Genomic DNA, 26320 nt, shown 5'->3' on the forward strand with positions numbered 1-26320 from the left:
GCGTCATCAACCAAACGTTTTCAAGGAACACACCCCATGGCATCACATGGACTGATTCTGGCGCTCGGCCTGCTTCTGGGAACGAGCCTGGCCGCTCACGCCGCGCCACTGGACGAACCGCTCAAACCCTTGCCACCGATTCCAGCCCTGGACCCCAAGCGTGTCCAGCTGGGGTTGCGGCTGTTCAATGACCCACGACTGTCGGTCAACAACACCCTGTCCTGCGCCAGCTGCCATCGACTGGACAAGGGCGGCGCGGACGACAAGCAGTTTTCCCTGGGCTTCGACGGCAAGCCGCTGGCGGTCAACACCCCCACGGTGTTCAACGCCAGCCTGAACTTCCATCAGTTCTGGGACGGTCGCGTCGACACCCTGGAAGAACAAGTCCACGCGGTGGTGATCAGCCCCACGGAAATGGGCAACACCTGGGAGGCGGTGGTCAAGCGCATCGCCGACGACCCCGGTTACGCCAAGGATTTCAAGGAGGCGTACCCCGATGGCGTGACCCAGCCCAATATCCAGGGCGCGCTGGCCGATTACGAACGTACCCTGCAAACCCCCAACTCGCGCTTCGACCAATACCTGCTGGGCAATACCGACATCCTCACACCCAGGGAAAAATTCGGTTACCAGCGCTTCAAGGAATACGGCTGCATCGCTTGCCACCAGGGCGTGAACATCGGCGGCAACATGTTCCAGAAGTTCGGCGTGATGGGCGACTACATCCGCGACCGGGGCAACGTGACCCCAGCCGACGAAGGGCGCTTCAACGTCACCGGCGACGAAGCGGACCGCCAGGTGTTCAAGGTTCCAAGCCTGCGCAACGTCGCCCTCACCGCGCCGTATTTTCATGCCGGTTCCGCACCCACCCTGGAGAAGGCGGTGGAAGTGATGTTCAGGTACCAGCTGGGACGCGAACCTGCCGGCAAGGACACGGAACTGATCGTCGAATTCCTCAAGACCCTGACCGGTGAATCGGAGGGCAAGCCGCTATGACCCTCCTGCGCCGCCTCGGCCTATTGTTCATCGGCATATTGCTCGCTTCGGTGCTGCTGTTCATGTACATCAATTCGAGCGCGCAGCAAGCCGCCTCGTACATCGAATCGCGAGACCTGGTGCGCCAGCTCAAGCAGCAGGACGCCATCTGGGACAACGAAGTCCTCAAGGCGCGCGTCGCCCTGAGCCACAATTACGACCCCCTGGTCTCGCCCCTGCACGAGATGACGCGCCTGTGGCAGCGCCTGGACGCCATCGAGTCGCAGCCTGGTCGCCACGCCCCCACCCTCTGGGATAGCCAGCGCGAGGAATACCTCAAGGCGGTCAAGGAAAAAACCCGCCTGGTGGAACAGTTCAAGTCCCACAACTCGATACTGCGCAACTCCCTGGCGTTCCTGCCCACCGCCGAGGACGACATCCAGGGCCAATTCGCCCAACTCTCCGACGCGGACAAACTGGCGCTGCAAAACGTTGCCGTCGACACCTATGACCTGCTGCTAAGCAGCATGGAATACGCTCAGCTCACCACACCGGAGATCGCCGCGGAAGTGCTCCTGGGGTTGAACCGGCTCGAGGTCAACAAGGAACGCCTGCCCCAGGGGCTACGTAGTTCCGTGGAGATCCTGAGCAAACACATCGCACTGGTGCTGCGCGAGCAGCCACGGGTCAATGAGTTGCTGGTGGGCGTCGAGACCGTGTCCTTGTCCGACCGCCTCGACACCATCTCCAAGCTGCTCGAGCAGGACCAGGAAAAAGCCGCCGCCCAATACCAACGCAACCATGTGCTGCTGCTGGTGTTCGCCACGTTCCTGGTGCTGATCCTGATCTGGCTGGCGATCCGGCTGATGCGCAGCTTCGCCGAAACTAAAAGCGTCAACAACGCCCTGAAGACCGCCAACGATGAACTGGAGCAACGGGTCGAAGAGCGCACCCGACAGCTCAAGGACACCCAGAGCGAGCTGATGGACACGGCCCGCCAGGCCGGCATGGCGGAAATCGCCACCAACGTGCTGCACAACGTCGGCAACGTGCTCAACAGCGTGAACATCTCCGCCGACCTGGTCAGTCGCAAGCTGCGCAGCAGCAAGGCCCTGGGCCTGGGCAAGGCCATGCAGCTGATCAATGAACACCCCGATGACCTGGGGCATTTCCTCAGCGAAGACCCCAAAGGCAAGCTGCTGCCGGGTTACCTCAACCAACTGGTGGAGGCCATCGGCACCGAGCAGCAAGGCCTGATCGACGAGCTGGGGCAACTGAGCAAGAGCGTGGACCACATCAAGGACATCGTCTCCACCCAGCAATCCTACGCCGGCGCCAACAGCCTGCTGGAACCGCTGGTGATCAGCGAGCTGCTCGAAGATGCCCTGCGCATGAACTCCGGCGCGCTGACCCGCCACCATGTCACGGTGATAAAGGAATACGGCGAAGTGCCGCGGATCATGGGGGACAAGCACCGCTTGCTGCTGATCCTGATCAACCTGATCAGCAACGCCAAGTACGCCATGGCGGGAGTTTCCAATCATGCGCGGAACATGACCCTCAAGGCCGCAGTCCTAAATGGCGAGACCCTGCAAATCAGCGTCAAGGACGAAGGCGAAGGCATCCCGCAGGAAAACATGACGCGCATCTTCGCCCACGGTTTTACCACCCGCAAGGAAGGCCACGGGTTTGGCCTGCACAGCTGCGCACTGGCGGCCATCGAGATGAACGGCCACCTCACCGCCCACAGCGAGGGGCCAGGCAAGGGGGCGACGTTCGAACTGCAACTGCCCCTGAAACTTGCAGAGGGTGAACAATGAATAGCATGAGTAACCGCCGCGTCCTGTTGATCGACGATACACCCGCCATTCATGACGATTTTCGCAAGATCCTCACGCCGGAAGACGAGGGCAACGCCGACCTGCTGGACATGGAAAACGCGCTGTTCGGCGAAGCGCCGAAACCTGTCACCACCGTCTTCGAGCTCGACTCGGCCTACGGCGGCCAGGAAGGCCTGGGCAAATTGCTGGACGCCACGGCCAAGGACCGTCCCTATGCCCTGGCCTTCGTCGACATGCGCATGCCCGAAGGGTGGGATGGCGCCAAGACCATCGAAGAACTGTGGAAGCGCGACCCCCAGCTGCAAGTGGTGGTCTGTACGGCGTACTCGGATTATTCCTGGGACGAACTGCTCGACCGCCTGAACGGCCACGACCGGCTGCTGATCCTGAAAAAGCCCTTCGACAACATCGAAGTCCAGCAGATGGCCAACACCCTGACCACCAAATGGGAAATGACCTCCCGCGCGCAATTGAAGATGAACAAGCTTGAAGACTTGGTGGAACAACGGACCCAGGCGTTCAAGCAAGCCAGCGAACTGCTGCAGATGGAGATCGACGAACGCAAGATGCTCGAAACCCAGCTGGTGCAATCGGAAAAACTCGCCTCGCTAGGCCAACTGGCGGCCGGGGTGGCCCATGAGATCAACAATCCGATCGGCTTCATCTCTTCCAACCTGGGCGCCCTGGACGGTTATTTCGGCAAACTCCAGGAAATGCTCCAGGCCTATGACAGGGCCGAAGAAGCCATCGCCTCGCCCGAGCTGGTGGTGCGCTTGAGAAAACTGCGCGAGCAGGTGGAACTGGATTTCCTTATCGAGGACATTCCACTGCTGATCAAGGAATCCAAGGACGGCATCGCCCGGGTCGGACAGATCGTCAAGGACCTCAAGGACTTCTCCCGCGTCGACTCCAATCAGGAATGGCAGATGGCCAATCTGCAACAGGGCATGGATTCGACACTGAACATCGTCGCCAATGAAATCAAGTACAAGGCCGACGTGGTCAAGCAATACACGCCGTTGCCGGAAGTGGAATGCCTGCCGTCCCAGATCAACCAGGTAATCATGAACCTGATCGTCAACGCCGCCCAGGCCATCGGCCCCGAACGCGGCACCATCACCCTGCGCAACGGTGTCGGTGACGAAACCGTGTGGATCGAAGTCGCCGACAACGGCTCGGGCATCCCCCCCGAGACCCTGCAGAAAATCTTCGACCCGTTCTTCACCACCAAACCCATCGGCCAGGGCACGGGGCTCGGGCTGTCGCTGTCCTACGGCATCGTGAAGAAACACAACGGCGAAATCACCGTACGCAGCGAAGTTGGCGTCGGCACCACCTTCCGCGTGGAGCTGCCGGTGCGGCAGATGAAGCAGGCGAGTTGAGCGAGGCAACTGCAAAAACTGTATGACATTGTGTGACCCTGTGGGAGCAAAGCTTGCTCGCGATGGCGGTGCAACAGTCAATGTGGATGTTGAATGTGCAACCGCCATCGCGAGCAAGCTTTGCTCCCACAGGTGTTCTGGCGCTCACTGACCGCCCCCCATTGTGGAGGCTTGCTCCCTCGCCACAAGCTGCATTCCAAGCTAATGTCTCGCCAACCGCCTCTCCCAAGGAAACCGTATGAGCCTGTCGCTGCTGAGCCGTTACGCTTTTTTTGCCGGCTGCGTGATCTTCACGCTCGCCAGCCTGCCGTTCCTGCAACACGACTGGCTCTGGCCGATCACGCTGGTAACCGGGCTGTTGAGCTTGCTGGGCTTGTTCGACCTGCTGCAAAACCGCCACGCCGTGCGGCGCAACTATCCGATCCTGGGCAACATCCGCTACCTGGTCGAAGGCATCCGCCCGGAGATCCGCCAGTACCTGCTCGAATCCGACAGCGACGCCCTGCCCTTCTCCCGGGCCCAGCGCTCGCTGGTCTACTCCCGGGCCAAGAACGAAAGCGCCGATAAGCCGTTCGGCACCCTGATCGACGTTTACCAGACCGGCTTCGAATTCATCGGCCACTCCATGCGCCCGGCCCCGCTCAGCGACCCCAGCGGTTTTCGCGTCACCGTCGGCGGTCCACAGTGCAGCCAGCCGTATTCGGCCTCGGTGTTCAACATCTCGGCCATGAGCTTCGGCTCCCTGAGCGCCAACGCCATCCGGGCGCTGAACCAGGGCGCCAAGCTCGGCAACTTCGCCCACGACACCGGCGAAGGCAGCATCAGCCCCTACCACCGCGAACACGGCGGCGACCTGACCTGGGAGCTGGGCAGCGGCTATTTCGGCTGTCGCACCCCCGACGGCCACTTCGACCCCGAGCGTTTCGCCGCCCAGGCGCAGAACCCGCAAGTGCGCATGATCGAGATCAAGATGAGCCAGGGCGCCAAGCCCGGCCACGGCGGCATCCTGCCCAAGCATAAAGTCACCCGGGAAATCGCCGAGACCCGCGGCATTTCCATGGGCGAGGATTGTGTTTCGCCGTCACGCCACAGCGCGTTCTCCACGCCTTTGGAACTGATGCAGTTCGTCCGGCAACTGCGCGAACTGTCCGGTGGCAAACCGGTGGGCTTCAAGTTCTGCCTGGGCCATCCGTGGGAGTTCATGGGCATCGCCAAGGCCATGCTGGAAACCGGCATCCTGCCCGACTTCATCGTGGTGGACGGCAAGGAAGGCGGCACGGGCGCGGCGCCCGTGGAGTTCACCGACCACATCGGCGTGCCGCTGCGCGAAGGCCTGCTGTTCGTGCACAACACCCTGGTGGGCCTGAACCTGCGCGACAAAATCAAGCTCGGCGCCAGCGGCAAGATTGTCAGCGCCTTCGACATCGCCAGCGTCCTGGCCATCGGCGCCGACTGGGCCAACGCCGCCCGGGGCTTCATGTTCGCCATCGGCTGCATCCAGTCGCAAAGCTGCCACACCAACAAATGCCCCACCGGCGTCGCCACCCAGGACACCCTGCGCCAGCGCGCCCTGGTGGTCCCGGACAAAGCCCAGCGGGTCTACAACTTCCACCGCAACACCCTCAAGGCCCTGGCCGAAATGCTCGCCGCCGCCGGCCTGGACCACCCTTCGCAACTGCAACCCAAGCATCTGGTGCGGCGCATGTCGGCCACCGAGATCAAGTTGTTTTCGCAGTTGCACGTGTTCTTGAAACCGGGGGAATTGCTGACCGGTGAGGTCACTGGGGAGTTTTATTCGCGGATGTGGCAGATGGCGCGGGCGGACAGTTTTGAGCCGGGGGATGTTGAGGCTGCGTAACGACCATTGGGTTGCCAACCTCATCTGGGGCTGCGGGTGTTTTGAGGGTAAACAAAGAAGCAACCATCGCCCCATCCACAAGGGTAAGGGTTTGCTCCCATTCTTTTTCTGATAAAGGCTTGGTGTCAGATTCGGGAGCTACCCACCAGATCCTGCGCCCGTAGCACCTCAATGAATCCAGGTTATTCAGATACCTCCCCTGGAAATCTTCGTCAATCAAGGCGTAGCCGTTTCGATAGGAGTTTTCCTGAGCGGTATCAGACGACAAGCGGAGGTATAACTTCGGCCGTATACCGGTTTTATTGTAGTAACTGAATTCCACGTACGATCTTATTGACTCAAGCACAATTTGATCATCTGGCCGAACCGCTTGCTTAATCATGCTTGCCAGCGCATCAAAGCCAAAATCCCTACGAAAACCAATTCCGCTCAAACCCTCCGTTTGTCGATAGATAACCTGCAACCCCTGTATCTCTACTGCTCCAATAATGGCCATGGCCAAGATCAGTATGCTTGATCGTGACACCAACATATCCAAAGCAACGGCAACGATGAATGGCAAGCCGACCGCAGCAAATACCAGATATCGAGGAACAAATACCGGAACAAATAATGCCACCAGGGCAAGAACTACAATCGGAATAAAAAAATAGCCAACCACTAAACCGCTGAATCGACGCTGGCTATCATCTTTCCAAAGCAGTATGACCGCGAGTGCAATGAGCACGAGTAAAGGCAACGCCCCCACGTAAGACAACTGCACCCACGGCCCATTCAACATAACGAACTGCCAAAAGAGACTAAACACTGCCTGTCCTGTGATCGGCGGTATCCATTCAAGCCCCTGCCTACCAGCCAGTTGATCAATGAAGGGAGGCAACCACGGCACGAACAGCATCACGATCGCACCGTTGACCAGTATCCACGGGCGCACCGGAAGGACAGTCTGGTATTTCCCCGGACGGCCCCACCACCAATAAAACCAGTGGGCAAGGACACACAACGCGGCGAAGTAATGGGTGTAGAACGCGGCACTCATCAGCAGTACATAGGTCACCGGCAAACGTCGGCTTCCAGGCGCTTTAACCCAGCACACCAAAGCCACGGTCGCCCCCATCAGCCAGAATCCGAGCAAGGTATACATGCGCGCTTCCTGGCTGTAACGGACCGAAATCGGCAGCAACGCCAAGAGCAACGCAGCGATCCAGGTTGCCCTGCGCGTGGCAATCAGGCTCATCAACTTGATGCTCAGCAAGACCGTGCCCACATCGGCTAGCACACTGAGCGACCTCACCGCCAAGACCCCGTCGCCGAACCACACCATCCAGTAGTGCAGCACGAGGTAATAAAGGGGCGGGTGAACGTCTCGTGCCGTGATCGACCAGATCTGCAAGGGCTCGTGCCTGGCTAGCAGGATGCTGAACGCCTCGTCATACCAGATAGCAGGTACGGTGATCCCATGAAATCGTACGACCAGCGCAAGGATGACCAGCGCAAACAAAGCTGAACGATCAGCCCATCGACCTGAGTGCGTTCCCAAGCCGATGTGAGGCATCTTCATGGGGCATGACTCCTTGAGAATTTGGCTGATCGCTCCTGGCTTCACGGTTTATTTCGGGTCATGGCCCCTCCCCGGACCATTTCCTTGATGACGTACCGGGGCCGGTGCTTGGTTTCCAGGTAGATCCGCCCGATGTATTCGCCCAGCACACCGATACCCACCAGTTGCACGCCGCCCAGGAACAGAATCGCGACCATCAATGACGGATAACCCGGTACATCGTTACCAAACACGATTTTGTCCAGAGCCATGTAAACCGCGTATAAAAACGAAAGCAGCGAGATACAGCTCCCCACATAGGTCCATAACCGCAACGGCACGGTACTGAATGACGTGATGCCCTCGAGGGCCAGGTTCCACAATTGCCAACCATTGAACTTGCTCTTGCCGGCAGCGCGGCGGGGGCGGTCGTACTCAATGACGACCGTGTTGAAACCGGCCCACGACAACACGCCCTTCATGAACAACTGGTATTCGGGAAGGGCCTTGACCACCTCCACCACCTTGCGGTCCATCAGGCGAAAGTCCCCTACGTTCTGTTCAATGTGAGGATAGGCAATGCGATTGAGCACTCGATAGAACAGCGCCGCGCCCCGGCGCTTGAGGTAACTGTCGGATGAGCGGTTGCGGCGCTTGGCCAGCACAACTTCGGCGCCTTTTTCCCATTCAGCGATCATCTGCGGAATGACGTCGATGGGGTCTTGCAGATCCACGTCCATCGGGATTACGGCGTCACCGCTGGCATGTTCGAGCCCGGCAAACAACGCAGGCTCCTTGCCAAAGTTGCGGGAAAAATTGATCAACAGCACTTGGCTGTCCGCCAACGCAATAGCACGGGCCAGGGAGGCGGTCTGGTCGCTGCTGCCATCGTTGATAATGACAATCTCGACAGCATGGTCTTTCAGCGCCGGGTGCCGGCGAACACTTTGATAAAACAGGTCGATTGCCTGCTCTTCGTTGAACACCGGAACGATCAGCGAAATATTCATGCACGACGTCCGCGAAACACCACGAACCGGGACAATAGGAAACCAATCACCAGGCTCAATAGTGAAAATACCGTCACCGTCAGCAAGCCATGGACATGCCAACGATCCCCCAGATAGCCGACGACGAAGCTGAGCACGCCCATTACGCCTATGAAAAGAACATAGCCCAACACTGAGATCTTGGCTTCGAAGGTGTAAAGCGCATTGACATAGAAGGAGAATGAGGCCGCTACGCAAAAGGCAACTAAATTGCTCGTTGCCTGGCTAAGGCCGACAGCCACTCTCAGCACGAAAAAGACTTGCCAGTGGATCAGTGTGTTGGCGAGTCCAACCAGGGAGTAGCAGAAAAATCCTTTCCATATCGCTTTCATACTCGCTCCGAGCCGGTCAACGCTTCAGGCGGTATTAATCTAGGGGGCTGCCTGTACCCGGTCTACTGTAAGAACTAACAGGTGCGTTGTAGTTCGATTGCCAGGGACACCCCACAAAAAAGAGCCCCGATCATCAGACCGGGGCTCTTTTTACATCGATTGACCTACGAAACCGAACGCACCGCCCCCTGCACAACCGCAGTGGGTTGCAACTTGAAGACATGGAACAGCACCGTCAGCAACACCAGGAACGCCGGGCCGACATACAGCGCCACGCGCGTATCGGGGAAGTACGCCATCAATCCCACCACCAGCACCAGGAACGCCAGCGTCAGGTATGAGCTGATCGGGTACAGCCACAGGCGGAATTTCAGGGCCGCACGCTCCGACGGGCTCAGGCTTTTGCGGAACTTGAGCTGGGCCAGCAGGATCATCACCCAGGTCCAGATCGCGCCGAAGGTGGCGATGGAGGTCACCCAGACGAAGACTTTCTCCGGCACCAGGTAGTTGAGCAGCACGCCCAGCAACAGTGCGGCGATGGACAACAGCAAGGCGCGACGCGGTACGCCGTTGGCCGAGGTCTTGGCAAAACCGGCCGGGGCCTGGCCGTTCTGCGCCAGGCTGTAGAGCATCCGCCCGGTGCTGAAGATGCCGCCGTTGCAAGACGACAGCGCGGCCGTGATCACCACGAAGTTGATGATACCGGCGGCGGTCTTGATGCCCAGGCGCTCGAAAGTCATCACGAAAGGGCTGCCCTGGGTGCCGATCTCGTTCCACGGGTAGATCGACAGGATCACGAACAACGCGCCGACGTAGAACAGCAGGATCCGCCAGAACACCGAGCCGATGGCATCGGGGATGGTTTTTTGCGGGTTTTTCGCTTCACCGGCGGTCAGGCCGATCATCTCCACGCCCAGGTAGGCGAACATCACCATTTGCAGGGACATCAACACGCCCTGCACGCCGTTGGGCATGAAGCCGCCATGGGTCCAGAGGTTGGAAATGCCCAGGGCCACGCCCTCGTTGCCGAAGCCGAAGGCGATGATGCCGACGCCGCCGATGACCATGGCAATGATGGTCACGATCTTGATCAGGGCGAACCAGAACTCGAACTCGCCGAAGGCCTTCACCGCAATCAGGTTGATCGAACCCATGCTCAGCAGTGCCGCCAGGGCCCAGATCCAGCGCGGCACGTCGGGGAACCAGATGCCCATGTACACGGCCACCGCCGTGATCTCCGCCACGCAGGTCACCAGCCACAGGAACCAGTAGTTCCAACCGGTCAGGAACCCGGCCAACGGGCCGAGGTAGTCCTGGGCATAACGGCTGAACGAACCGGCCACGGGGTTGTGCACGGCCATCTCGCCCAGGGCGCGCATGATCACCAGAATCGCCAGGCCGCCAATGATGTAGGACAGCATGATCGCCGGCCCGGCCATCTCGATGGCCTTGGCCGAACCGAGAAACAGCCCGACACCGATGCAGGCGCCAAGCGCCATCAGGCGGATATGTCGTTCGCCGAGTTCACGTTTGAGCGGACCACCCTGCGCGGTCTCGCCGTGGGGCAGATGATTGCCGACAGCCATAGGGATACAACCTCGTCTTGTTATTGGATTGACCACCGAGTGTCCAAGGCCACAGGCCGATAGGCCTGCCACCTTGCCGAAACCGGGTCTGCTTCGTGGACAGACCGTCCTTGGGGACACCAGCACCAGGATCGGTGGGCCGTGCAGTATAAGAAGCCGGAGATAGAGAGATTCACTGTAAAACCAGGGAAATTCAGGACTAAGCCTCAACAGAAACGCATCCCATGAGAGGCTTTGTCCAGGATTACAGACGTTTCGCGAAATGCTCGCGAGTATTGCACAGGGAGGGTGCAGCGTCATGCCTTGGAATGGGGTTTAAGGCTCTAGCACAGGGATTACAGCCAACATCGACTGTTGTGGTGACTCGAGTTCAGCGGTGGAATCGCTTTGGAGGGCCTCCAACACCGGCACTGACTCACCCGCTTTTTGTGGCGAGGGAGCTTGCTCCCGCTGGGGTGCGCAGCAGCCCTGAAACCTGCTGTCGTGGTGTTTCAGGTGGATTGCGTTCTGCTTGAGGAGGGGGCTGCTTTGCAGCCCAGCGGGAGCAAGCTCCCTCGCCACGGGGGGTGTGGGTGGCTCGGGTTCAGCGGTGGAATCGCTTTGGATGGCCGATATTGGCCGTGCCGATTCACTCGCCGCTAGAGCCATATCGCATCCCAGAGTGGGTAGTCACCGATACGATCCACCAGCCCTGCACGAAGTGGATTGGCGACGATGTAGCGGGCAAAGGGCCTCAGGTCCTGGTTGTCGCGGATCGCACGGTCATGGAAACCGCTTTGCCAGAAGGCGCCGTGCCTGTTCATTGCTCGATTGATCGTCAGGGTGCTGCACGATTTGACCCTCTGCATCACCTGTGTGAGTTGAGTTTGCTCCAACTGCACCAGCCAATGCAGATGGTCCGGCATCACAACCCAGGCCAGCGAATTGACCTGACCTCGCTCGTGAGCCTGGCGCATTTCTGCAACCAATAAGCGGCCCAGTTGCCAGTCCTTGAAGATGGGTGTGCGTTGGTGAACGACCGTAGTGACGAGGTAGCCTCTCCCCTGTTCCGAAGAGCGGCCTTGACGCAAGCGATGAGAGTTTGGACGTGGCGGATGCATTCCTTGGTTTCCTGTAGGTGAGAGAAGCTATTTACGGTAGCTTCACCCGTAACGAACCGACGCGATGATGGTCGAGCGACTTTTCCGAAAACAACGTAGTCCCTGTGGTTGGCTCAGGGTCGACGGCGAATTTTCATTTGTAATGGCTTATACCGACCTCACCGACTCACCCGCTTTTCGTGGCGAGGGAGCTTGCTCCCGCTGGGGTGCGCAGCAGCCCTGAAACCTGTTGCCGTGGTGTTTCTGGTGGATTGCGTTCTGCTTGAGGGGGGGCTGCTTTGCAGCCCAGCGGGAGCAAGCTCCCTCGCCACGGGGGGGTAGGTGGCTCGGGTTCAGCGGTGGAATCGCTTTGGATGGCCTCCGACACCGGTACTGACTCACTTGCTTTTTGTGGCGAGGGAGCTTGCTCCCGCTGGGGTGCGAAGCAGCCCTGAAACCTGCTGTCGTGGTGTTTCAGGTGGATTGCGTTCTGCTTGAGGAGGGGGCTGCTTTGCAGCCCAGCGGGAGCAAGCTCCCTCGCCACGGGGGGGGGTAGGTGGCTCGGGTTCAGCGGTGGAATCGCTTTGGATGGCCTCCAACACCGGCACTGACTCACCCGCTTTTCGTGGCGAGGGAGCTTGCTCCCGCTGGGGTGCGCAGCAGCCCTGAAACCTGTTGCCGTGGTGTTTCTGGTGGATTGCGTTCTGCTTGAGGGGGAGCTGCTTTGCAGCCCAGCGGGAGCAAGCTCCCTCGCCACGGGGGGTGTATTGGCCAATGGCGTCTCGAGAGTGTTCGGAATAGGCCTCCCCACATTTTCCCCTACCCCCCGCCAACCACCGTCTAAGCTTCAAGCAAGTCCGATCAATCTGCTTGAATGGATCAGTCGACTATGGGCGCTTTGTGGCAAACCGATTCGCATGAACCTGTGGTCCCGGCTGAACGTATGGAAGAAGCGCCTTCACCCCAAAAAAAGCGTCGCGCCCGGCATGGTTGGCGGGCGTTCTGGTTGCTGCTGCTGATTATCATCGTGGTGGTTGGGCTCGCGGTGGCCAAGGAAATGCGCACGTCCCGGTTCCAGGCCCGGGAGATCAGCCATTACGCCGCGTCCCTGAGCTACGCCGTCCAACCAGGCCCCAGCGATGCCATCGTCTATCCGGGTGCCGGACCGTTCGACCGGCGCCTGGGCTACAGCGCGCTGGGGGAGTTCCTGCCGCGGTTGCTCAAGCGTGACTACGTGATCCAGTCCCAGGCGCATTTTTCTCCCGCCTTGATGAAGTACGTCGAAAAAGGCCTGTTCGTGCCCTACCCCGAAAAGATCCAGGCCGGGCTGACCATCACCGATTGCCGCGCCGCCCCGCTCTACCAGTTCAAGTACCCGCAACAGCTGTACGCCAGTTTCGACGCGATCCCGCCGGTGGTGGTGCAGAGCCTGCTGTTTATCGAGAACCGTTTCCTGCTCGACCCCAAGCAACCTTTGGCAAACCCGGCGGTGGACTGGCCGCGCTTCGGCATGGCGGCGTGGTCGCAGGTGGCCAAGCTGTTGAGCCTGCCGGGGCAATCCGCCGGTGGCAGTACCCTGGCGACGCAGTTGGAAAAGTACCGCCACTCCCCCGAAGGCCTCACCGTGTCGGGTGGCGAGAAGATTCGCCAGATGATTTCCGCCAGCGTGCGGGCCTACCAGGCCGGCCCGCAGACGCTCGAAGCGCGGCAGCGAATCATCCGTGACTACCTCAACAGCGTGCCACTGTCTGCCGTGCCGGGACACGGTGAAGTGCATGGCATGGCCGAAGGCTTGCGGGTCTGGTACGGCGCCGACTTCAAACGGGCCAACGAACGGCTGTTCAGTGATGCCAGCGACCCGCAGAGCCTGGCGGAAAAAGGCCTGGCCCTGCGGGAAATGCTCTCCTTGATGATCGCCCAGCGGCGGCCGTCCCACTACCTGTCCAAGGGCCACGACGAACTGGCGAGCCTGACCGACAGCCACATCCGGCTGCTGGCCCAGAACGGCGTGATCGACGCGCCATTGGCCGCGGCCGCCCTGGCGAGCAAGGTCAGTTACCGCGATTGGGTGCAGGAACCGACGATCCAGCCCAACGAAACCAACAAAGGCATCAGCGCCGCCCGCAGCCGCCTCGCCACGCTGCTCAACCGCCCACTCTACGACCTCGATCGCCTGGACCTTTCCGCCACCAGCACCTTGCAAAGCGACTTGCAGGCCCAGGCCACCGAATACCTCAAGCACCTGGCCGACCCGGCGTTCGCCACCGAGATCGGCCTGATGGGCGAACGCCTGCTGACCCCCACCAGCACCACCCAGGTGCGCTACAGCTTCACCCTGCTGGAGCTGACCCCCGATGGCTCGCGTGTGCGGGTGCAAACCGACAGCACCGACCAGCCTTTCGACATCAACGAGGGCAGCAAGCTGGAACTGGGTTCTACGGCCAAATTGCGGGTGCTCACCACCTACCTGCAAATCATCGCCGAACTGCATGACCGCTACGCCCAGCAGACCCCGGCCGAGCTGAAGAAAATCGAGATTGCCGAACCGGACCGCCTCTCCCGCTGGGCTGTCGACTACTTGATCCAGAACACCGACCGCAGCCTGCCGAAAATGCTCGACGCCGCGCTGGACCGCACCTATTCGGCCAGCCCCGGCGAGGCGTTCTTCACGGGTGGCGGGTTGCACACCTTCCATAACTTCCGCAGCGAGGACAACGGCCGCAACCCGACACTGCGCGACGCTTTGCGTGAATCGATCAACCTGCCGTTCATCCGCCTGATGCGCGACCTGGTGCGCTACGCCACCTACGCCGGCCCCAACAACAGTTCCGAACTGCTCAAGGACGACCAGGACCCGCGCCGCCAGGAGTACCTGGCCCAGTTCGCCGACCGCGAAGGCACCTCGTTCCTGCTCAGGTTCTGGAAGAAATACCAGAAGAAAGACACCGCCCAACGCCTGGAAACCTTCCTCGACGGCATGCGTCCCACCGCGATCCGCCTGGCCGCAGTGCACCGCTATTTCTTTCCCGGCGACAGCCAGGAGAGCTTCAACCTGTTCGTGCGCTCGCACCTCAAGTCGGTCAAGGACCCTGAGAAACTCACCGACGAACGCCTGGAACGGCTCTACCAGAGCTACGGCCCCGGCGCCTACGACCTGCCGGACCAGGGCTTCATCGCCAAGGTCCACCCGCTGGATCTGTGGTTGATGGGCTACCTTCTGAACAACCCCGACGCCAAGTTCAGCCAGATCGTCAAGGCCAGCCAGTTCGAGCGCCAGGAAGTCTACAGTTGGCTGTTCAAGAGCAAGCACAAGAGCGCCCGCGACAGCCGCATCCGCACCATGCTGGAGATCGAGGCGTTCCTGGATATTCACCAACGCTGGCAGAAAGTCGGCTACCCGTTCGACCACCTGGTGCCGTCGCTCGCCACCGCCATCGGCAGCTCCGGCGACCGTCCCGCCGCGCTGGCGGAGTTGGTGGGCACCATCCTCAACGACGGCATCCGCCAACCGGCGCTGCGGGTCGACAGCCTGGATTTTGCCGTGGGTACGCCCTACGAGACACGCCTGCTCAACGATCCGGACAAAGGCAAACGGGTGATGCCGGCCGAGGTGGCCCAGGCCTTGCGCGGTGCGCTGTCGCAAGTCGTCGATGCCGGCACCGCGAAACGGGTGGCGGGCAGTTTCAAACTGGCGGACGGCACACCGCTGGCCATGGGCGGCAAGACCGGCACCGGCGACAACCGCATCGAAGCCATCGGTGCCGGTGGACGGGTGATCAGCTCCAAGGCGATCAACCGCACCGCCACCTTCGTCTTCTACATCGGCGACAGCCATTTCGGCACCCTCACCGCCTTTGTCCCGGGGGCCTCGGCGCAGAACTTCAAGTTCACCTCGGCCTTGCCGGTGCAGGTGCTCAAGGGCATGGCGCCGATTCTCTCGCCATACCTGCAACCGGGCAGCCAGACCCAGTGCAAGCCGTTGGTGGCGAGGCAGTAAGGCGCCGTACGGTGACAGTTACAGGGTGATGCGCGGCACCGCGTCGAAAATCACCGTGAACTGGCCGGTGTACAGCCCTGGGTAACGCTTGACCGTCATGGCGTTCGCACGGATGAGCATGTCGGCCTGGGTGCCTGGCGTGGACGAGGCATCGTCCACCACTTCTTGAGGCGTGCCGAGCAAATAGACGCCGTTGAACTCGACACTCAGGGGAATGTTAACCGTGCCATTGTCCAGGAAGGCCCTGCCTTCCTGGATGTAGGCATGGACCGAACCGTCGGTATTTTTCACGTCGTAGGTCTGGCGCAACGAACTCAGGTTGTTGTTTACCGGGTCGTAGTACATGTACTCGTCTTTACCGAAGTCCGGATTACGCGGCTGCACATGAAACTGCTTGTTCGGAACGTTCGCCGTGATATGGATGGCTGTGCGCGCATCATCAGCCGCCGACACCAGCGAAGGACTCAAGACAGCAACACCCAAGGCTGTCACCGATATTATTTTTTTTAACATGCTTGGTACCTCTCTTCTTTAGTAATGAAACGAAATGCAGTTTCCCGTGGCGAGGGAGCTTGCTCCCGCTGGGGGGCGAAGCCGCCCTCGCTTTTCAACTTCCGGGAATTGTTCAGCCATGCCGGTATTGCGCCTGCTGCGCAGGCGAGCGGGAGCAAGCTCCCTCGCCACGGGGGGATTGCAGCGTGCAATCCATCGGGGTATGGCGCAGGTTTACAGGCTTATCCGGGGGACGGCGTCGAAGATCACCGTGAGATGCCCGGTGTACAAACCTGTCGCCTGGTTGGGAGCGATCGGCCAAGGCGCGAAGATGACCATCTCAGCCTGGGTACCTGGCGTGGACGTTGCGTCATCCACCACTTCCTGCGGAACACTGTCCAGTGAGACATTGTTGAACGAGGTGATGAGGGGAATCGAATGCCGCCCGTTGTAGAGCCATTGCAGCCCCTCGATGTACGCATGGATCGAACCTTCGGTGTGCTTCACATCGAAGGTCTGGCGCAGCGGGGTCAGCATTTTGGTCACCGGGTTGTAGTGCATCACCTCATCCTTGCCGAAATCAGGGTTGCGTGGCTGCACATGGAAATTCTTGTTCGGAATATTCGCCGTGATGTGGATGGAGGTGAGCGCATCATCGACCGCCGACGCCAGTGAGGGGCTCAGGGTTGCAACGGCCAAGGCCATGACGGGCATTATTTTCTTGAACATGCTTGATACCTTTTTATTAGAAATAGAACGAAGCACCACTGCCCGTGGCGAGGGAGCTTGCTCCCGCTGGGGGGCGAAGCCGCCCTCGCTTTTCAACCCGGGATTTTTGCGCCTGCTGCGCAGGCGAGCGGGAGCAAGCTCCCTCGCCACGGGGGCTCGCAACACCAGCGCCATGCCTTGGCTCTTCACGGTGCAATCGCATCGAACACCATGTGCACCGTGCCGTAGTAGGCGCCCGACCTGTATCCCTCACGGGGCTTGATCGCGGCGATTTCCAGCGGCACCTGGCGCCCGGGCCGGGCTTCGATAGCCGATACAACCTCGTTCGAATCCAGGGTCAGTTCGACGTTGTTGAACGTCACCTTCAAGTCGATGCGATCACGGCCATTGGACAAATAAGCCTCGTCAGCCAGGCGCGCACCGATGGCACCGAGGGTGCTCTTCACCTCGTAGGTCGCCCGCAGCGGCGTGAGGTCGCTGGTGATGGTGCTGTACGGCAGGCGTTGCTCGCGCTGGACCAATTGCGGGTCCAGGGGCAGGACATAAAAGTCCACCGTCGGGATGGTCACGTGGAGTTCGAACGTCTCCCGCTCGACCGCCCCCCAGGCCAGGCCCCAAGGCAGCATCAGGGCGGTCAACGCGAGGGGGCGCAGCAGTGTCTTGGACATATGGATTACCTGTGGCATCTGCGACGGTTCGGCGACGGCGACCATCAGCCCTTGACCTCGACGGCGCGGCTCTTGCCGCCCTCGATCAGCGTGAAGCGGTATTCGCGCCCCGCTTCCTTGTCGAACGAAAACGTGCGGCCGGCCATGATGTGGTGCTTGATCGTCGGCCGGCAGTCGTTGTCTGTCTTCGCGACACAGTCCTTGAACTCGTCGATCACCACGACACTGTTGCCGTTGTTGCGCATCTGGTAACGGTTGGCGCTTTCATCGATCACCGTCTCGAAACGGGTGTGCTTGGGCCGCACGAAGAACACCGTGCCGTAACCCGCCAGGACCTTGACCCCGGCCGCCACGCGTTCCTTCTTGTATTCCTCGCGCTCCTCGGCGCTGATGGCGAACTCGTCCTCGGCCTCCGGCACCACCGGCACGAAACGCACACGGAAGTAACGCTCCTTGTCGCGGTTGCCCATGAACAACAAGCGAGTGCCTTGCATGGCGTTGGCCGGCACGATGAGGCGCGCCGGGCTGGCCATCAGGCCATCCTTGGCGGCGGCACCGGCCTGGTCTTGCAGGGGTATTTCCTGGTAGGTGCCATCTTCGTTGTAGATGATCTCCAGGACGTTGACCTTGACGAACGCCGTGGAGGTGCCGCCGTTGAATACCCGCTTCATGTAGGTGCTCTTGTCACCGTCGAGGTAGTCGTAGACCACCCCGACCCCAATCTGCGGCCCCGCCTGGGCCACGCCGCAAAACACCAGAAAACCAACCCATGCCAATAGATGCTTCATCACTTCTGAACCTCATGTATTAAACGCAACTTGCTGGACACCGCCGGACGGCAAGCCCTTCAAACCTCTGAATCCCAGACCACCGTGACGCTGCCGGTATAGGTGTCGGGCGCACGGTCGAGCATCGCGGCGACGCTGCTGCTGCGGATCTGGAAATGCAGGGTGCCGGGCTTGCGGTCGATGTACCTGAGGGGCAGGAATCGAGCGGGATTGGAAAAGCCCGCCACCGGCACCGCCTGGCGGTTGACCGGTTGCCCGGTGCTGCCGGTCAACCCTTCGGGCAGCGTGACCATGACGTCCACCGGGTAATAGATCGCGGAGCCCGGCGCCGTGACCCCGCACTCGGTGCCGGCCATGTAGCGGCATTCGAGCCTCATCGTGAACGGGCTGGACGTCGAGATATGGAACGGGTGGTCGCGAAAAAGCACGGTCGGTTTGCTGCCGTTGCTCAACCAGGTTTTCCAGCCCTCTCGCGGCTCCAGCTCCACCCGGTTGCCTCCCGGCGGAATTTCCACCTTGAGGACGTGCTCGACATCCAAGGTGAAATTGAGCGTGAGGGCCGTATCGTTGGCGGCCACAACGTCACCGAAGTCAAAGTCCTGGCCGGGCCCGAGACCGAGCACCAGCGAGCCCCGGTACTGGCCGCCCGCCATTTTCAAGGGATTCGGCGTGCGCAGTTCGTAGGCGAAGCTCAAGTCTTGGTACTGGAGCCGGGCAATCGGGTAGCGGGACGGTTTGGCACAAGCCTCTTCCGCTGGCGTGCGCCAGAAGAACCAGGCGTGGGAAATCGTCGCCCCTTGCCGCACACAGGGCGCCGGGGCTTGCCACCAGGTCGTGCCGAAGATCATGTTGTAGGCGGTTTCGTCACTCACGCCGCCACCGACAATGTCCACCGGGTTGGGCGTGAGCGCGAGGGCCCCGCCTATTCCGGCGACGCGCAATTCAAGGGTTTCGGTGTGACCTGTCCCTGCATGGGTCACCTGCACCGGACGCCAGTTGGCCGGGACTTTAAGCATTGCTCCTTGCCGGGCGTCTGCATGATTGGCCTGGATCGGGCCGCCTGAAGGGGACGCGCCCAACCTCAGGCTGAATATCCCCGCCGACTGGCACAGCGCAACGAACTGCTGGCAATACCCCCCGTTGGGCGTGGTGTTGACGAACTTGTTCTCTTGGGGCTTGGCGCTGTCTGCCCGGAATTGCGCGGTAATGTTCACGCTGGCGGCATCGACTGTCGGCAACCAAGCCAACCAGACCGCTGAAACCAAACCGCTTGCCAGTTTCCTCGATAGTTCCATCTGTGCACCTCACGCATCAAAGCGAATCGTGGCGGGGAAAAACATCCGTCGAACCCTGCGTTTAAACTTCCGAATCCCAGATCACGGTGACGTTGCCGCTATAGGCCTTGGCGCCAGTGCCCAGCATCTCTTCGACATAGGTGCGGCCCACGTCGAAGTGCAGGGTTCCCGAGCGACGATCGATGTAGAAACCCGGCTGGAACAGTTCCGTGCCACTGCCATCGCGCCCCAGCCGGCGGCGGTTGACCGGTTGGCCGGCGGCGTCGGTGACGCCATCGGGCAGGCTGACGCTGATGTCCACCGGCACGGCGTGGCCGGTATCGGGTTCCGCCACCGCGCAGGTGTTGCCGCTGACGTATTGGCATTCGAGGGCCATCTTGAAACGCGAGGAGGCCGAGAGATGGAAGCGCTGGTCACGGAACAGCCGCGTCGGCTTGCGCCCGCTGTTGAGCCACGCTTGCCAGCCTTCCTGGGGCTCCAGGTCGACACGGTTGCCACCGGGGGGGACTTCGATTTTGAGGGTGTGCTGGACTTCGAGATTGAAGTTGAGGGTGATCACCGAATCGTTCGGGATCATGACGTCGCCCATGTCGAAATCTTGCCCCGGTCCGACGCTGTAGTTCAACGAGCCGGTGTAGTGACCCGTCGACATCTTCAAGGGGTTGGGCGTGCGTAGTTCGTAGGCGAAGTCCAGGTAGTTGTATCGCAAGTCTGGAACCAGGTACTTAGCCTGTTTAGAACAGGCACTCTCCTGTGGCGTCTTCCAGAAAAATGCGTATTGGTTAACCGAATAAATCCCTACTCCGCTATAACGACAAGGCGAAGGCGCGTTCACCCAACTGTTCCCCCACAGCCTGCCGTGAGCCGTCACGACACTTACGCCCCCCCCCACCAACTCGACCGGGCTGACACTGAGCCGATATTGCGAACCGATACCTGACACCCGCACTTCAACCACTTCACTTTCACCAGTGCTTGAATGAGTCACGGTTGCCGGACGCCAATTGGCGGGCACCTTGAACATGGCGCCTTGCCGATTAGTTGGGTGATTGGCCTGAATTGGCCCTGTCGAGTTGAAAATAATCGGCATCCGGATACTGAACATACCGGTGATCTGACATTCTCTTGGGAATTGGGAGCAGTACCCGCTCACCGGCGTGGTATTGGTGAACTTGTTCTCCATCGGTTTTGCAGGATCGGGCCGAAAAAGCGCACTGATGTTCTGGGTCAGTGCATTGGCCGCGGGGGCGCCAGCCAGGAGCGCGGCGAACAACAACACCGAAACCACGCCACGTCCTGCCGTCGATAAACATTTCATCAATACAACCTCATGCATCAAAGCGAATCGCCGCGAAGGGCTGGCGAGCAATACATCTGTGGAAATCATTCATCTGTGAAAATCATTCATCTGTGGAAACCACTCATCTGTGGCCCCTCCATCTCTGTGGGAACCACTCCCCTGTGGGAGCAAGGCTTGCCCGCGATGCAGGCGCCTCGGTTTCCCGGTGAACCGCGTCATCGTTCATCGCGAGCAAGCTTTGCTCCCACAGTTCATTGAGCAAGCTTTGCTCCCACAGTCCATGAGCAAGCGTTGGTCTCAGCCTCGTGAGCACCCTTTTGCCCCCACACCTTCATGAGCGCTGTTTCGCACGGTCGGCCCCCGCAATCGTCGTATCGGCCAGGGTGTCCGGGGTGCAGCGCAGATCACCGATCATCAACACATCGCCCTCGCGCTCGGCGTTGTCCGGGTCGAGGCGGAAGCGGCAGAACAGTTCGCTGCCGTGGCGCACTTCCAGGGTGGGCGAGCTGGCGTTCATTTCCATGGAGAAGAAGCCGTCCGCCTCGCTGACGCCGCGACTGGCGTGGTTGATGACGTGATGGCCCCTGAGCGGCTCGCCCTGTTCGTCCACCAGGCGACCGAGCACGGTCACGGTTTTCATCACCTGGATCTTGCGGTAGTCCACGCCCCCCTTGTTCAAGTGGTAGCGGGTGCGCGAAGGCTGGATGTTCGCGGCGGGCGGGTGCACGCCGTCAAAATCGAAGGTCACCATGCTGTTCTTGTAGGCGGTGATGGGGACGAAGTTACGGCCCGGACGCAATACGGTGCTGCCGCCGGTCAAGTCGTCGGCACGCAGGGCGACGTCGTCCAGGTCGGTTTCCACGTCGACGATCATGCCGGCGCCGCGTCCCTGGGGCAGGCCGGTGAAGGCGGTTTTATGGCCGCCCACGGCCACGGTGCTGCTCAGGTTCAAGCCGCCGGTGAGGTTGTCGTTGTAGGACGAACGCTGGACGAAACCGTCGCCGTAGAGCGAGTCGGTCATGAAACTGGCGAGGCCGGACATGCCCACGCCGTAGGTGTCGGCCAACGCGGTGGCAGAGACGCTTTGCAGCACGTGATCTTCCAGGTCGCGGCGATAGGTCAGCGAGGCATTGTTGTCCCGGTCGCCCTCGCGTGACGTGCGGGTGCCGACGCTGCCCGACCAGTACTCGCCCGGCCCGCCCAGCGCGACGTTGACGCTCAGGTCGATGCCGCGATTGCGTCGCTCGGCCGTGCTCGACGTGCCCGGCCGATCGAACACCGACAACCGCCAGTTGGCATCGCTGCCGCGCAGCTTGCCGCGCTGGGTGAGGCCCAGGTCCAGGCCGGTGCCCTGGACATTGCCTTCGCTGTAGGCCAGCCGCCCGTTGACGGAGGTCTTGTTGCTCAAGCGATGGTTGACCGACAGCGAGGAGTTGCTGGTTTGGCCGACGAAGACGTTGCGCTGGCGGATGCGGGTGCCGTCCGGCAGGGTTTCGTAGGTGTTGCGGGTGTCCAGCCAGCTGCGATTGTGGCTCGCCACGACGCTGCCGTGGCCGTAGCTGTACAGGCCCTGGATGTCCATGCCGGTGCCGTACTGCTGGGTCTGGTAGACGTTGGCGTACAGGCTGGTATGGCTGGCCAGGGTCCAGTCGATCGAGGTGCCCACTTGCAGCTTGTCTTGCACCTGGCGGGTGGAGGCGCCCAGGATCACCCGTGGATGGGCCAGGTAGTTGAAGCCCAGGCCCGCGGTGTTGAACCCCGAGGGCTGGTCTTCCCAGTTGCTCCACAGCCGGGTTTCACGTCCGGCGAACAGGTTGTAGCGCCAGCGATCTTCGGAGTTACTCCAGTTATTCGGTTTGTAGACCAGCTCCTGGCTGGTGGCGGTGGTTTGTCCGTCCTCGACCAGCCGCACTTCCACTTCATAGATGCCGCCGGGCAAGGGCCGGGTGTCCAGGCTCTGCAAGCCGGCGCTGACCGCCTGGGTATTGATCAACAGGCCGCTGCGATAAATTTCCACCGAGGCCTGGCGGTTGGCGGTGACATAAATCGGGTAGACACTGGGCTTGGGGTTTTCGACCACCAGGCTGTCGGAGCTGCCGTACATCACCCCGAGCGCGGTGTCCGGGTTGGCACCGAACGAACGGATCTGACGGTTCAGGCCATCGGAGCTGGGGGTGAAATAACCCAGGCGGAAAAAATTCCCTTCCATCTCCCGTTGGGTGTAGAGCTCGTAGATGGCGTGGTACAGCTGGTCGTCCGGGCCACCAAGACGTGACAGCTGAAGGTCCAGTGACTGGCTCCAGTTGCCGACGCTGGAACTGGCGTTGAGGCCATAGCGCCCGCCCGTGTCTTGTTCCTGGCCGCCGTTGATGTTCAGTTGGTTGTTGAAGATCAGGCCGAGGCTGCCGCCTTCCGGCTGATCGTGATAACGCTTGGTTTCGTTGGCGCGCTCCACGTCCCTGGTCAGGATCGACACCAATGAATTTTCAAGGCTGTAGTGCACGGCCAGCAGCCCGGACGGGCAACTGCCTTCACAGGCACCCAGCTTTTGTCCTTGCTTGAGGTGTTGCTCCCATTGATCGCGATCGACCGCTTTTATGGGGCTGTCCTGGGTGTCGGTGAATTCGAGCAGGGTAATGCGATCGTCCCGCGTCAAGACCACCATGGCTTCACCGAGGTACTGTTGATTGAGTTCAACACGAACCGCCAGAGGCACATCGAAAAAATGCGATTCAAACTCAGCCGGCAGCCCCTTGGCCTGGGCCAGCAGGCTCCTGGGTGTCGTACCGGGGGCAGTCGGCGCGGCCATTGCATTCGCGCACAGCAATAGCGCGAGCGCACCCGCGATGGGTGTCATCGGAAACATCAACGGATTCTCATCATCAGCGAGCGATCAGGGCGTTTCAGGTGCGGGCCGCCCGGCGGGGGAGCGCCGGCCGGCCTGCGACAATGCCCGTGCAGCGAGGTGAAACTCGACGGGCATCGAATGGCGTTACGGGGTAACGCGTGGTACGGCGTCGAAGATGACGGTCATGTCGGCGGTGTACAGGCCGTTCTGGGTATCCAGCGGACGATCCGCGACGATGGACATGTCAGCCTGGGTGCCTGGGGTGGAGGTGGCGTCATCGACCACTTCCTGAGCCAGGGCGGTCAGGGTGATGCCATTGAACTTGGTGGTCAGGTTAATGGCGTCCCGGCCGTTGTACAGCGCCGCCGGGCCACCTTCGATGTAGGCATGGACCGAACCGTCGGTGTTCTTCACATCGAAGGTCTGGCGCAGCGCAGTCAAGGTGCCGCTGACGGTGTTGTAGCTCATGACTTCGTCTTTACCGAAGTTCGGGTCGCGTGGCTGCACGTGGAACTGCTGGCTCGGGATGTTCGCGGTGATGTGGATGGAGGAGCGCGCATCATCGACCGCGAAGGCCGTCGAAGAGGCCAGGGCAGCGGCAGTCAGGGAAGCGGCGGTTACGAGTTGTTTGAGCATGTTGTTAACACCTGTTCTTGGCATAAATAGAGAAAGGTTGGAATTGCCGCCAGCACAACTTTTGGCTGCATTTCCAACGCCGGGCATGATCGGCGCTCTCCAACTAAAAAAAAGCAGGCAATTTCCCACAAGCTTGTAGTAAATGCGGCATACGAATGCGCGAAAAATACCCGCCTATATGTAAACTTTAAGTTTGTATGTCAGAAACAGCCCACACGCCCCGCAGCACCGTGGCATTGCCCATTGTCAAGAAAAACCACATGTAAAAACCCATCACCCGCCTACCCGTCACATTCAGGTAAGGTCTTGTTTCATCACAAGTAGCCCGCCAACAAACTTGATATATCTTAGTTCCAGCCCTTGTTAAGGCTAGAAGATATATCACAGGGCGAAAGTTATATCTCGATACTCACTTATGCAGAATGGAGAACAGCATATGGCCGTCCCTTATTCCCATCCCAAACGCGAACACGACGGTTTTGATCGCCCGGCTGCGCGCGAGCGCGGCAGCCGCGGGCCTCGGGTCTTCGCTTCCGGCGACCTGAAGCTGCTGGCCCTGGCATTGATTGCCGAACAGCCTTGCCACGGCTACGACCTGATCCGACGCATCGAGAACATGTTCGATGGCGCCTACAGCCCCAGCCCCGGGGTGATCTACCCGACGCTGACGTTCCTGGAAGTGAGCGCACTGGTCACCTGCGGCGTCGATGACGGGAAAAAAAGCTACAGCGTGACCGAGGCCGGACGCCTATCCCTTGAAGAACAAGCGGTGGCGCTGGAAGAGGTGCACCTGCGCATCGAAAGCAGCCGGCGCATGCTGCACGGCCGTGATCGGCCCCCGGAGATCCATGAAGCGGTGTATAACCTGCGGCATGCGCTGCAAAAGCATCATGGCCGCTGGAGCCCGGAAGAAATCCGACGGGTGCGCGACCTGCTTAACGACACCGCCAAAGCCATCATCGACGGTCCCGACCGTCCGCCCGTTTCGGAGTCAAGCCATGAATGAAGTCGATCCAACTGCCATTCACCGCGTCACCCACGAGATCAAGCGGCGTCGCCTGCAAGTGCTGCGGGTGCAAGACCTGACCCCGCGCATGCGCCGCATCACTCTGGGCGGGGCGGAGCTGGCCGGGTTCGCCAGCCTGGGCAGCGACGATCACGTGAAGCTGCTGTTCCCGCAGAACGCCGAGGAACATGCCGCCCTGGAAAACTTCACCCCCGGCGCGGCCAAGGCCCAGGGCCCGACGCCCGAGATGCGCGACTACACCCCGCGCCGCTACGACCTGGACAGCCTGGAGCTGGACATCGATTTCGTACTCCACGGCGACGGCCCCGCCTCGACCTGGGCGGCCCAGGCGGCGCCGGGGCAGTACCTGCACATCGCCGGGCCACGGGGCTCGATGATCGTGCCGGACATTTTCGACAGCTACCTGCTGATCGGCGATGAAACCGCCCTGCCCGCCATCGCCCGCCGCCTCGAAGGCCTGGCGCCCGCCCGCCGCGCCCTGGTGGTGGTGGAAGTGGAAAACGGCGCCGAGCAGCAGATTCTCCACAGCCCGGCGCAGGTGCATGTGATCTGGGTGCTGCGCGAAGGTCGCCGGGACAACCTGCTGACCACCGTGCAACACCTGGAAATGCCCGGCGGCACGCTGTATGCCTGGGTGGCGACGGAGAGCAAGGTCTCGCGGCAGATCCGCCGGGTGTTGCTTGAGGACAAAGGCGTGGACCCGGATTTTGTGAAGGCGGTGGGGTATTGGAAGCTGGATGGCAGTGAGGAAGATTGAGGGGCTGCTTGTTGCTGAAGTACCCTTCATCATTGGCCGAATACAACCCCTGTGGCGAGGGAGCTTGCTCCCGCTGGGCTGCGCAGTGAACTGGTCAAGTAATTCTGGACACCAGTTAAGGTTTCACGAGGCCAGTTTCTC

Annotated in this window: 21 protein-coding genes; 8 read left to right on the plus strand and 13 right to left on the minus strand. The window is 60.7% G+C overall.

Annotation, left to right across the window (positions count from 1 at the left end; genetic code table 11):
• The first annotated feature begins 36 nt into the window (after positions 1 to 36).
• The 4 genes from ACODSJ_RS04510 to ACODSJ_RS04525 all read left to right on the plus strand — a co-directional run bounded on the left by ACODSJ_RS04510 (position 37) and on the right by ACODSJ_RS04525 (position 6056).
• Complete coding sequence (locus tag ACODSJ_RS04510; RefSeq protein ID WP_489100574.1) at positions 37 to 996, plus strand: cytochrome-c peroxidase; 960 nt, start codon at positions 37 to 39, stop codon at positions 994 to 996.
• Positions 993 to 2795 (plus strand): DAHL domain-containing protein, encoded by a 1803-nt coding sequence (locus ACODSJ_RS04515; protein ID WP_489100575.1) that lies wholly within the window; start codon positions 993 to 995, stop codon positions 2793 to 2795. Before ACODSJ_RS04510 ends, ACODSJ_RS04515 begins: the two co-directional genes overlap by 4 nt.
• A complete protein-coding gene (locus tag ACODSJ_RS04520) occupies positions 2792 to 4198 on the plus strand; it encodes an ATP-binding protein (RefSeq protein WP_489100576.1) in 1407 nt (468 codons plus the stop codon). The genes ACODSJ_RS04515 and ACODSJ_RS04520 overlap by 4 nt, the downstream gene beginning before the upstream one ends.
• A 238-nt stretch (positions 4199 to 4436) precedes the next feature.
• A complete protein-coding gene (locus tag ACODSJ_RS04525) occupies positions 4437 to 6056 on the plus strand; it encodes an FMN-binding glutamate synthase family protein (protein ID WP_489100577.1) in 1620 nt (539 codons plus the stop codon).
• Here the strand turns inward: ACODSJ_RS04525 and ACODSJ_RS04530 are convergent.
• The 5 genes from ACODSJ_RS04530 to ACODSJ_RS04550 all read right to left on the minus strand — a co-directional run bounded on the left by ACODSJ_RS04530 (position 5977) and on the right by ACODSJ_RS04550 (position 11663).
• The gene (locus ACODSJ_RS04530) at positions 5977 to 7617 is read right to left on the minus strand and encodes a glycosyltransferase family 39 protein (protein WP_489100578.1); all 1641 of its coding nucleotides are present in this window, start codon (positions 7615 to 7617) and stop codon (positions 5977 to 5979) included. The two genes, ACODSJ_RS04525 and ACODSJ_RS04530, sit on opposite strands and share 80 nt — an antisense overlap.
• Positions 7618 to 7658: 41 nt before the next feature.
• Positions 7659 to 8606, minus strand: a complete 948-nt coding sequence (locus ACODSJ_RS04535) for a glycosyltransferase family 2 protein (protein WP_489100579.1) — start codon at positions 8604 to 8606, stop codon at positions 7659 to 7661.
• Entirely contained in the window at positions 8603 to 8977 is a 375-nt protein-coding gene (locus ACODSJ_RS04540) for a GtrA family protein (protein WP_489100580.1), read from the minus strand. The genes ACODSJ_RS04535 and ACODSJ_RS04540 overlap by 4 nt, the downstream gene beginning before the upstream one ends.
• Positions 8978 to 9141: 164 nt before the next feature.
• Positions 9142 to 10563: an amino acid permease gene (locus tag ACODSJ_RS04545; protein WP_489100581.1), complete on the minus strand. Its 1422-nt coding sequence runs from the start codon at positions 10561 to 10563 to the stop codon at positions 9142 to 9144.
• Positions 10564 to 11201: 638 nt separating this feature from the next.
• On the minus strand, positions 11202 to 11663 hold the full coding sequence (locus ACODSJ_RS04550; RefSeq protein WP_489100582.1) for an REP-associated tyrosine transposase: 462 nt from the start codon (positions 11661 to 11663) through the stop codon (positions 11202 to 11204).
• Between the two features lie 868 nt (positions 11664 to 12531).
• On the opposite strand from ACODSJ_RS04550, the gene ACODSJ_RS04555 reads away from it, so the two are divergent.
• Entirely contained in the window at positions 12532 to 15639 is a 3108-nt protein-coding gene (locus ACODSJ_RS04555) for a transglycosylase domain-containing protein (protein ID WP_489100583.1), read from the plus strand.
• An 18-nt stretch (positions 15640 to 15657) separates the two neighbouring features.
• On the opposite strand, the gene ACODSJ_RS04560 is transcribed toward ACODSJ_RS04555, so the two are convergent.
• The 6 genes from ACODSJ_RS04560 to ACODSJ_RS04585 form a co-directional block, all read right to left on the minus strand.
• Entirely contained in the window at positions 15658 to 16152 is a 495-nt protein-coding gene (locus tag ACODSJ_RS04560) for a CS1 type fimbrial major subunit (protein WP_489100584.1), read from the minus strand.
• 213 nt (positions 16153 to 16365) lie between these two features.
• Positions 16366 to 16860: a CS1 type fimbrial major subunit gene (locus ACODSJ_RS04565; RefSeq protein ID WP_489100585.1), complete on the minus strand. Its 495-nt coding sequence runs from the start codon at positions 16858 to 16860 to the stop codon at positions 16366 to 16368.
• Positions 16861 to 17045: 185 nt separating this feature from the next.
• Positions 17046 to 17528, minus strand: a complete 483-nt coding sequence (locus ACODSJ_RS04570) for a CS1 type fimbrial major subunit (RefSeq protein WP_489100586.1) — start codon at positions 17526 to 17528, stop codon at positions 17046 to 17048.
• Positions 17529 to 17572: 44 nt separating this feature from the next.
• Complete coding sequence (locus ACODSJ_RS04575) at positions 17573 to 18316, minus strand: fimbrial biogenesis chaperone (RefSeq protein WP_489100587.1); 744 nt, start codon at positions 18314 to 18316, stop codon at positions 17573 to 17575.
• Positions 18317 to 18375: 59 nt separating this feature from the next.
• On the minus strand, positions 18376 to 19554 hold the full coding sequence (locus ACODSJ_RS04580) for a hypothetical protein (RefSeq protein ID WP_489100588.1): 1179 nt from the start codon (positions 19552 to 19554) through the stop codon (positions 18376 to 18378).
• Between the two features lie 118 nt (positions 19555 to 19672).
• Entirely contained in the window at positions 19673 to 20890 is a 1218-nt protein-coding gene (locus ACODSJ_RS04585) for a hypothetical protein (protein WP_489100600.1), read from the minus strand.
• Between ACODSJ_RS04585 and ACODSJ_RS04590 the strand changes: the two genes are divergently transcribed.
• A complete protein-coding gene (locus ACODSJ_RS04590; protein ID WP_489100602.1) occupies positions 20778 to 21008 on the plus strand; it encodes a hypothetical protein in 231 nt (76 codons plus the stop codon). The genes ACODSJ_RS04585 and ACODSJ_RS04590 overlap by 113 nt on opposite strands.
• 234 nt (positions 21009 to 21242) lie before the next feature.
• On the opposite strand, the gene ACODSJ_RS04595 is transcribed toward ACODSJ_RS04590, so the two are convergent.
• Together ACODSJ_RS04595 and ACODSJ_RS04600 are read right to left on the minus strand one after the other, a co-directional pair.
• The gene (locus ACODSJ_RS04595) at positions 21243 to 23777 is read right to left on the minus strand and encodes a CS1-pili formation C-terminal domain-containing protein (protein WP_489100589.1); all 2535 of its coding nucleotides are present in this window, start codon (positions 23775 to 23777) and stop codon (positions 21243 to 21245) included.
• Positions 23778 to 23903: 126 nt separating this feature from the next.
• Positions 23904 to 24395 carry a CS1 type fimbrial major subunit gene (locus tag ACODSJ_RS04600; protein ID WP_489100590.1) on the minus strand — a complete coding sequence of 164 codons (492 nt, stop codon included), beginning with the start codon at positions 24393 to 24395 and terminating at the stop codon, positions 23904 to 23906.
• Positions 24396 to 24831: 436 nt separating this feature from the next.
• On the opposite strand from ACODSJ_RS04600, the gene ACODSJ_RS04605 reads away from it, so the two are divergent.
• A complete protein-coding gene (locus tag ACODSJ_RS04605; protein WP_489100591.1) occupies positions 24832 to 25401 on the plus strand; it encodes a PadR family transcriptional regulator in 570 nt (189 codons plus the stop codon).
• Entirely contained in the window at positions 25394 to 26179 is a 786-nt protein-coding gene (locus ACODSJ_RS04610; protein WP_489100592.1) for a siderophore-interacting protein, read from the plus strand. Before ACODSJ_RS04605 ends, ACODSJ_RS04610 begins: the two co-directional genes overlap by 8 nt.
• Positions 26180 to 26320: the final 141 nt, after the last annotated feature.

This window comes from Pseudomonas sp. FG6 (assembly GCF_057809015.1).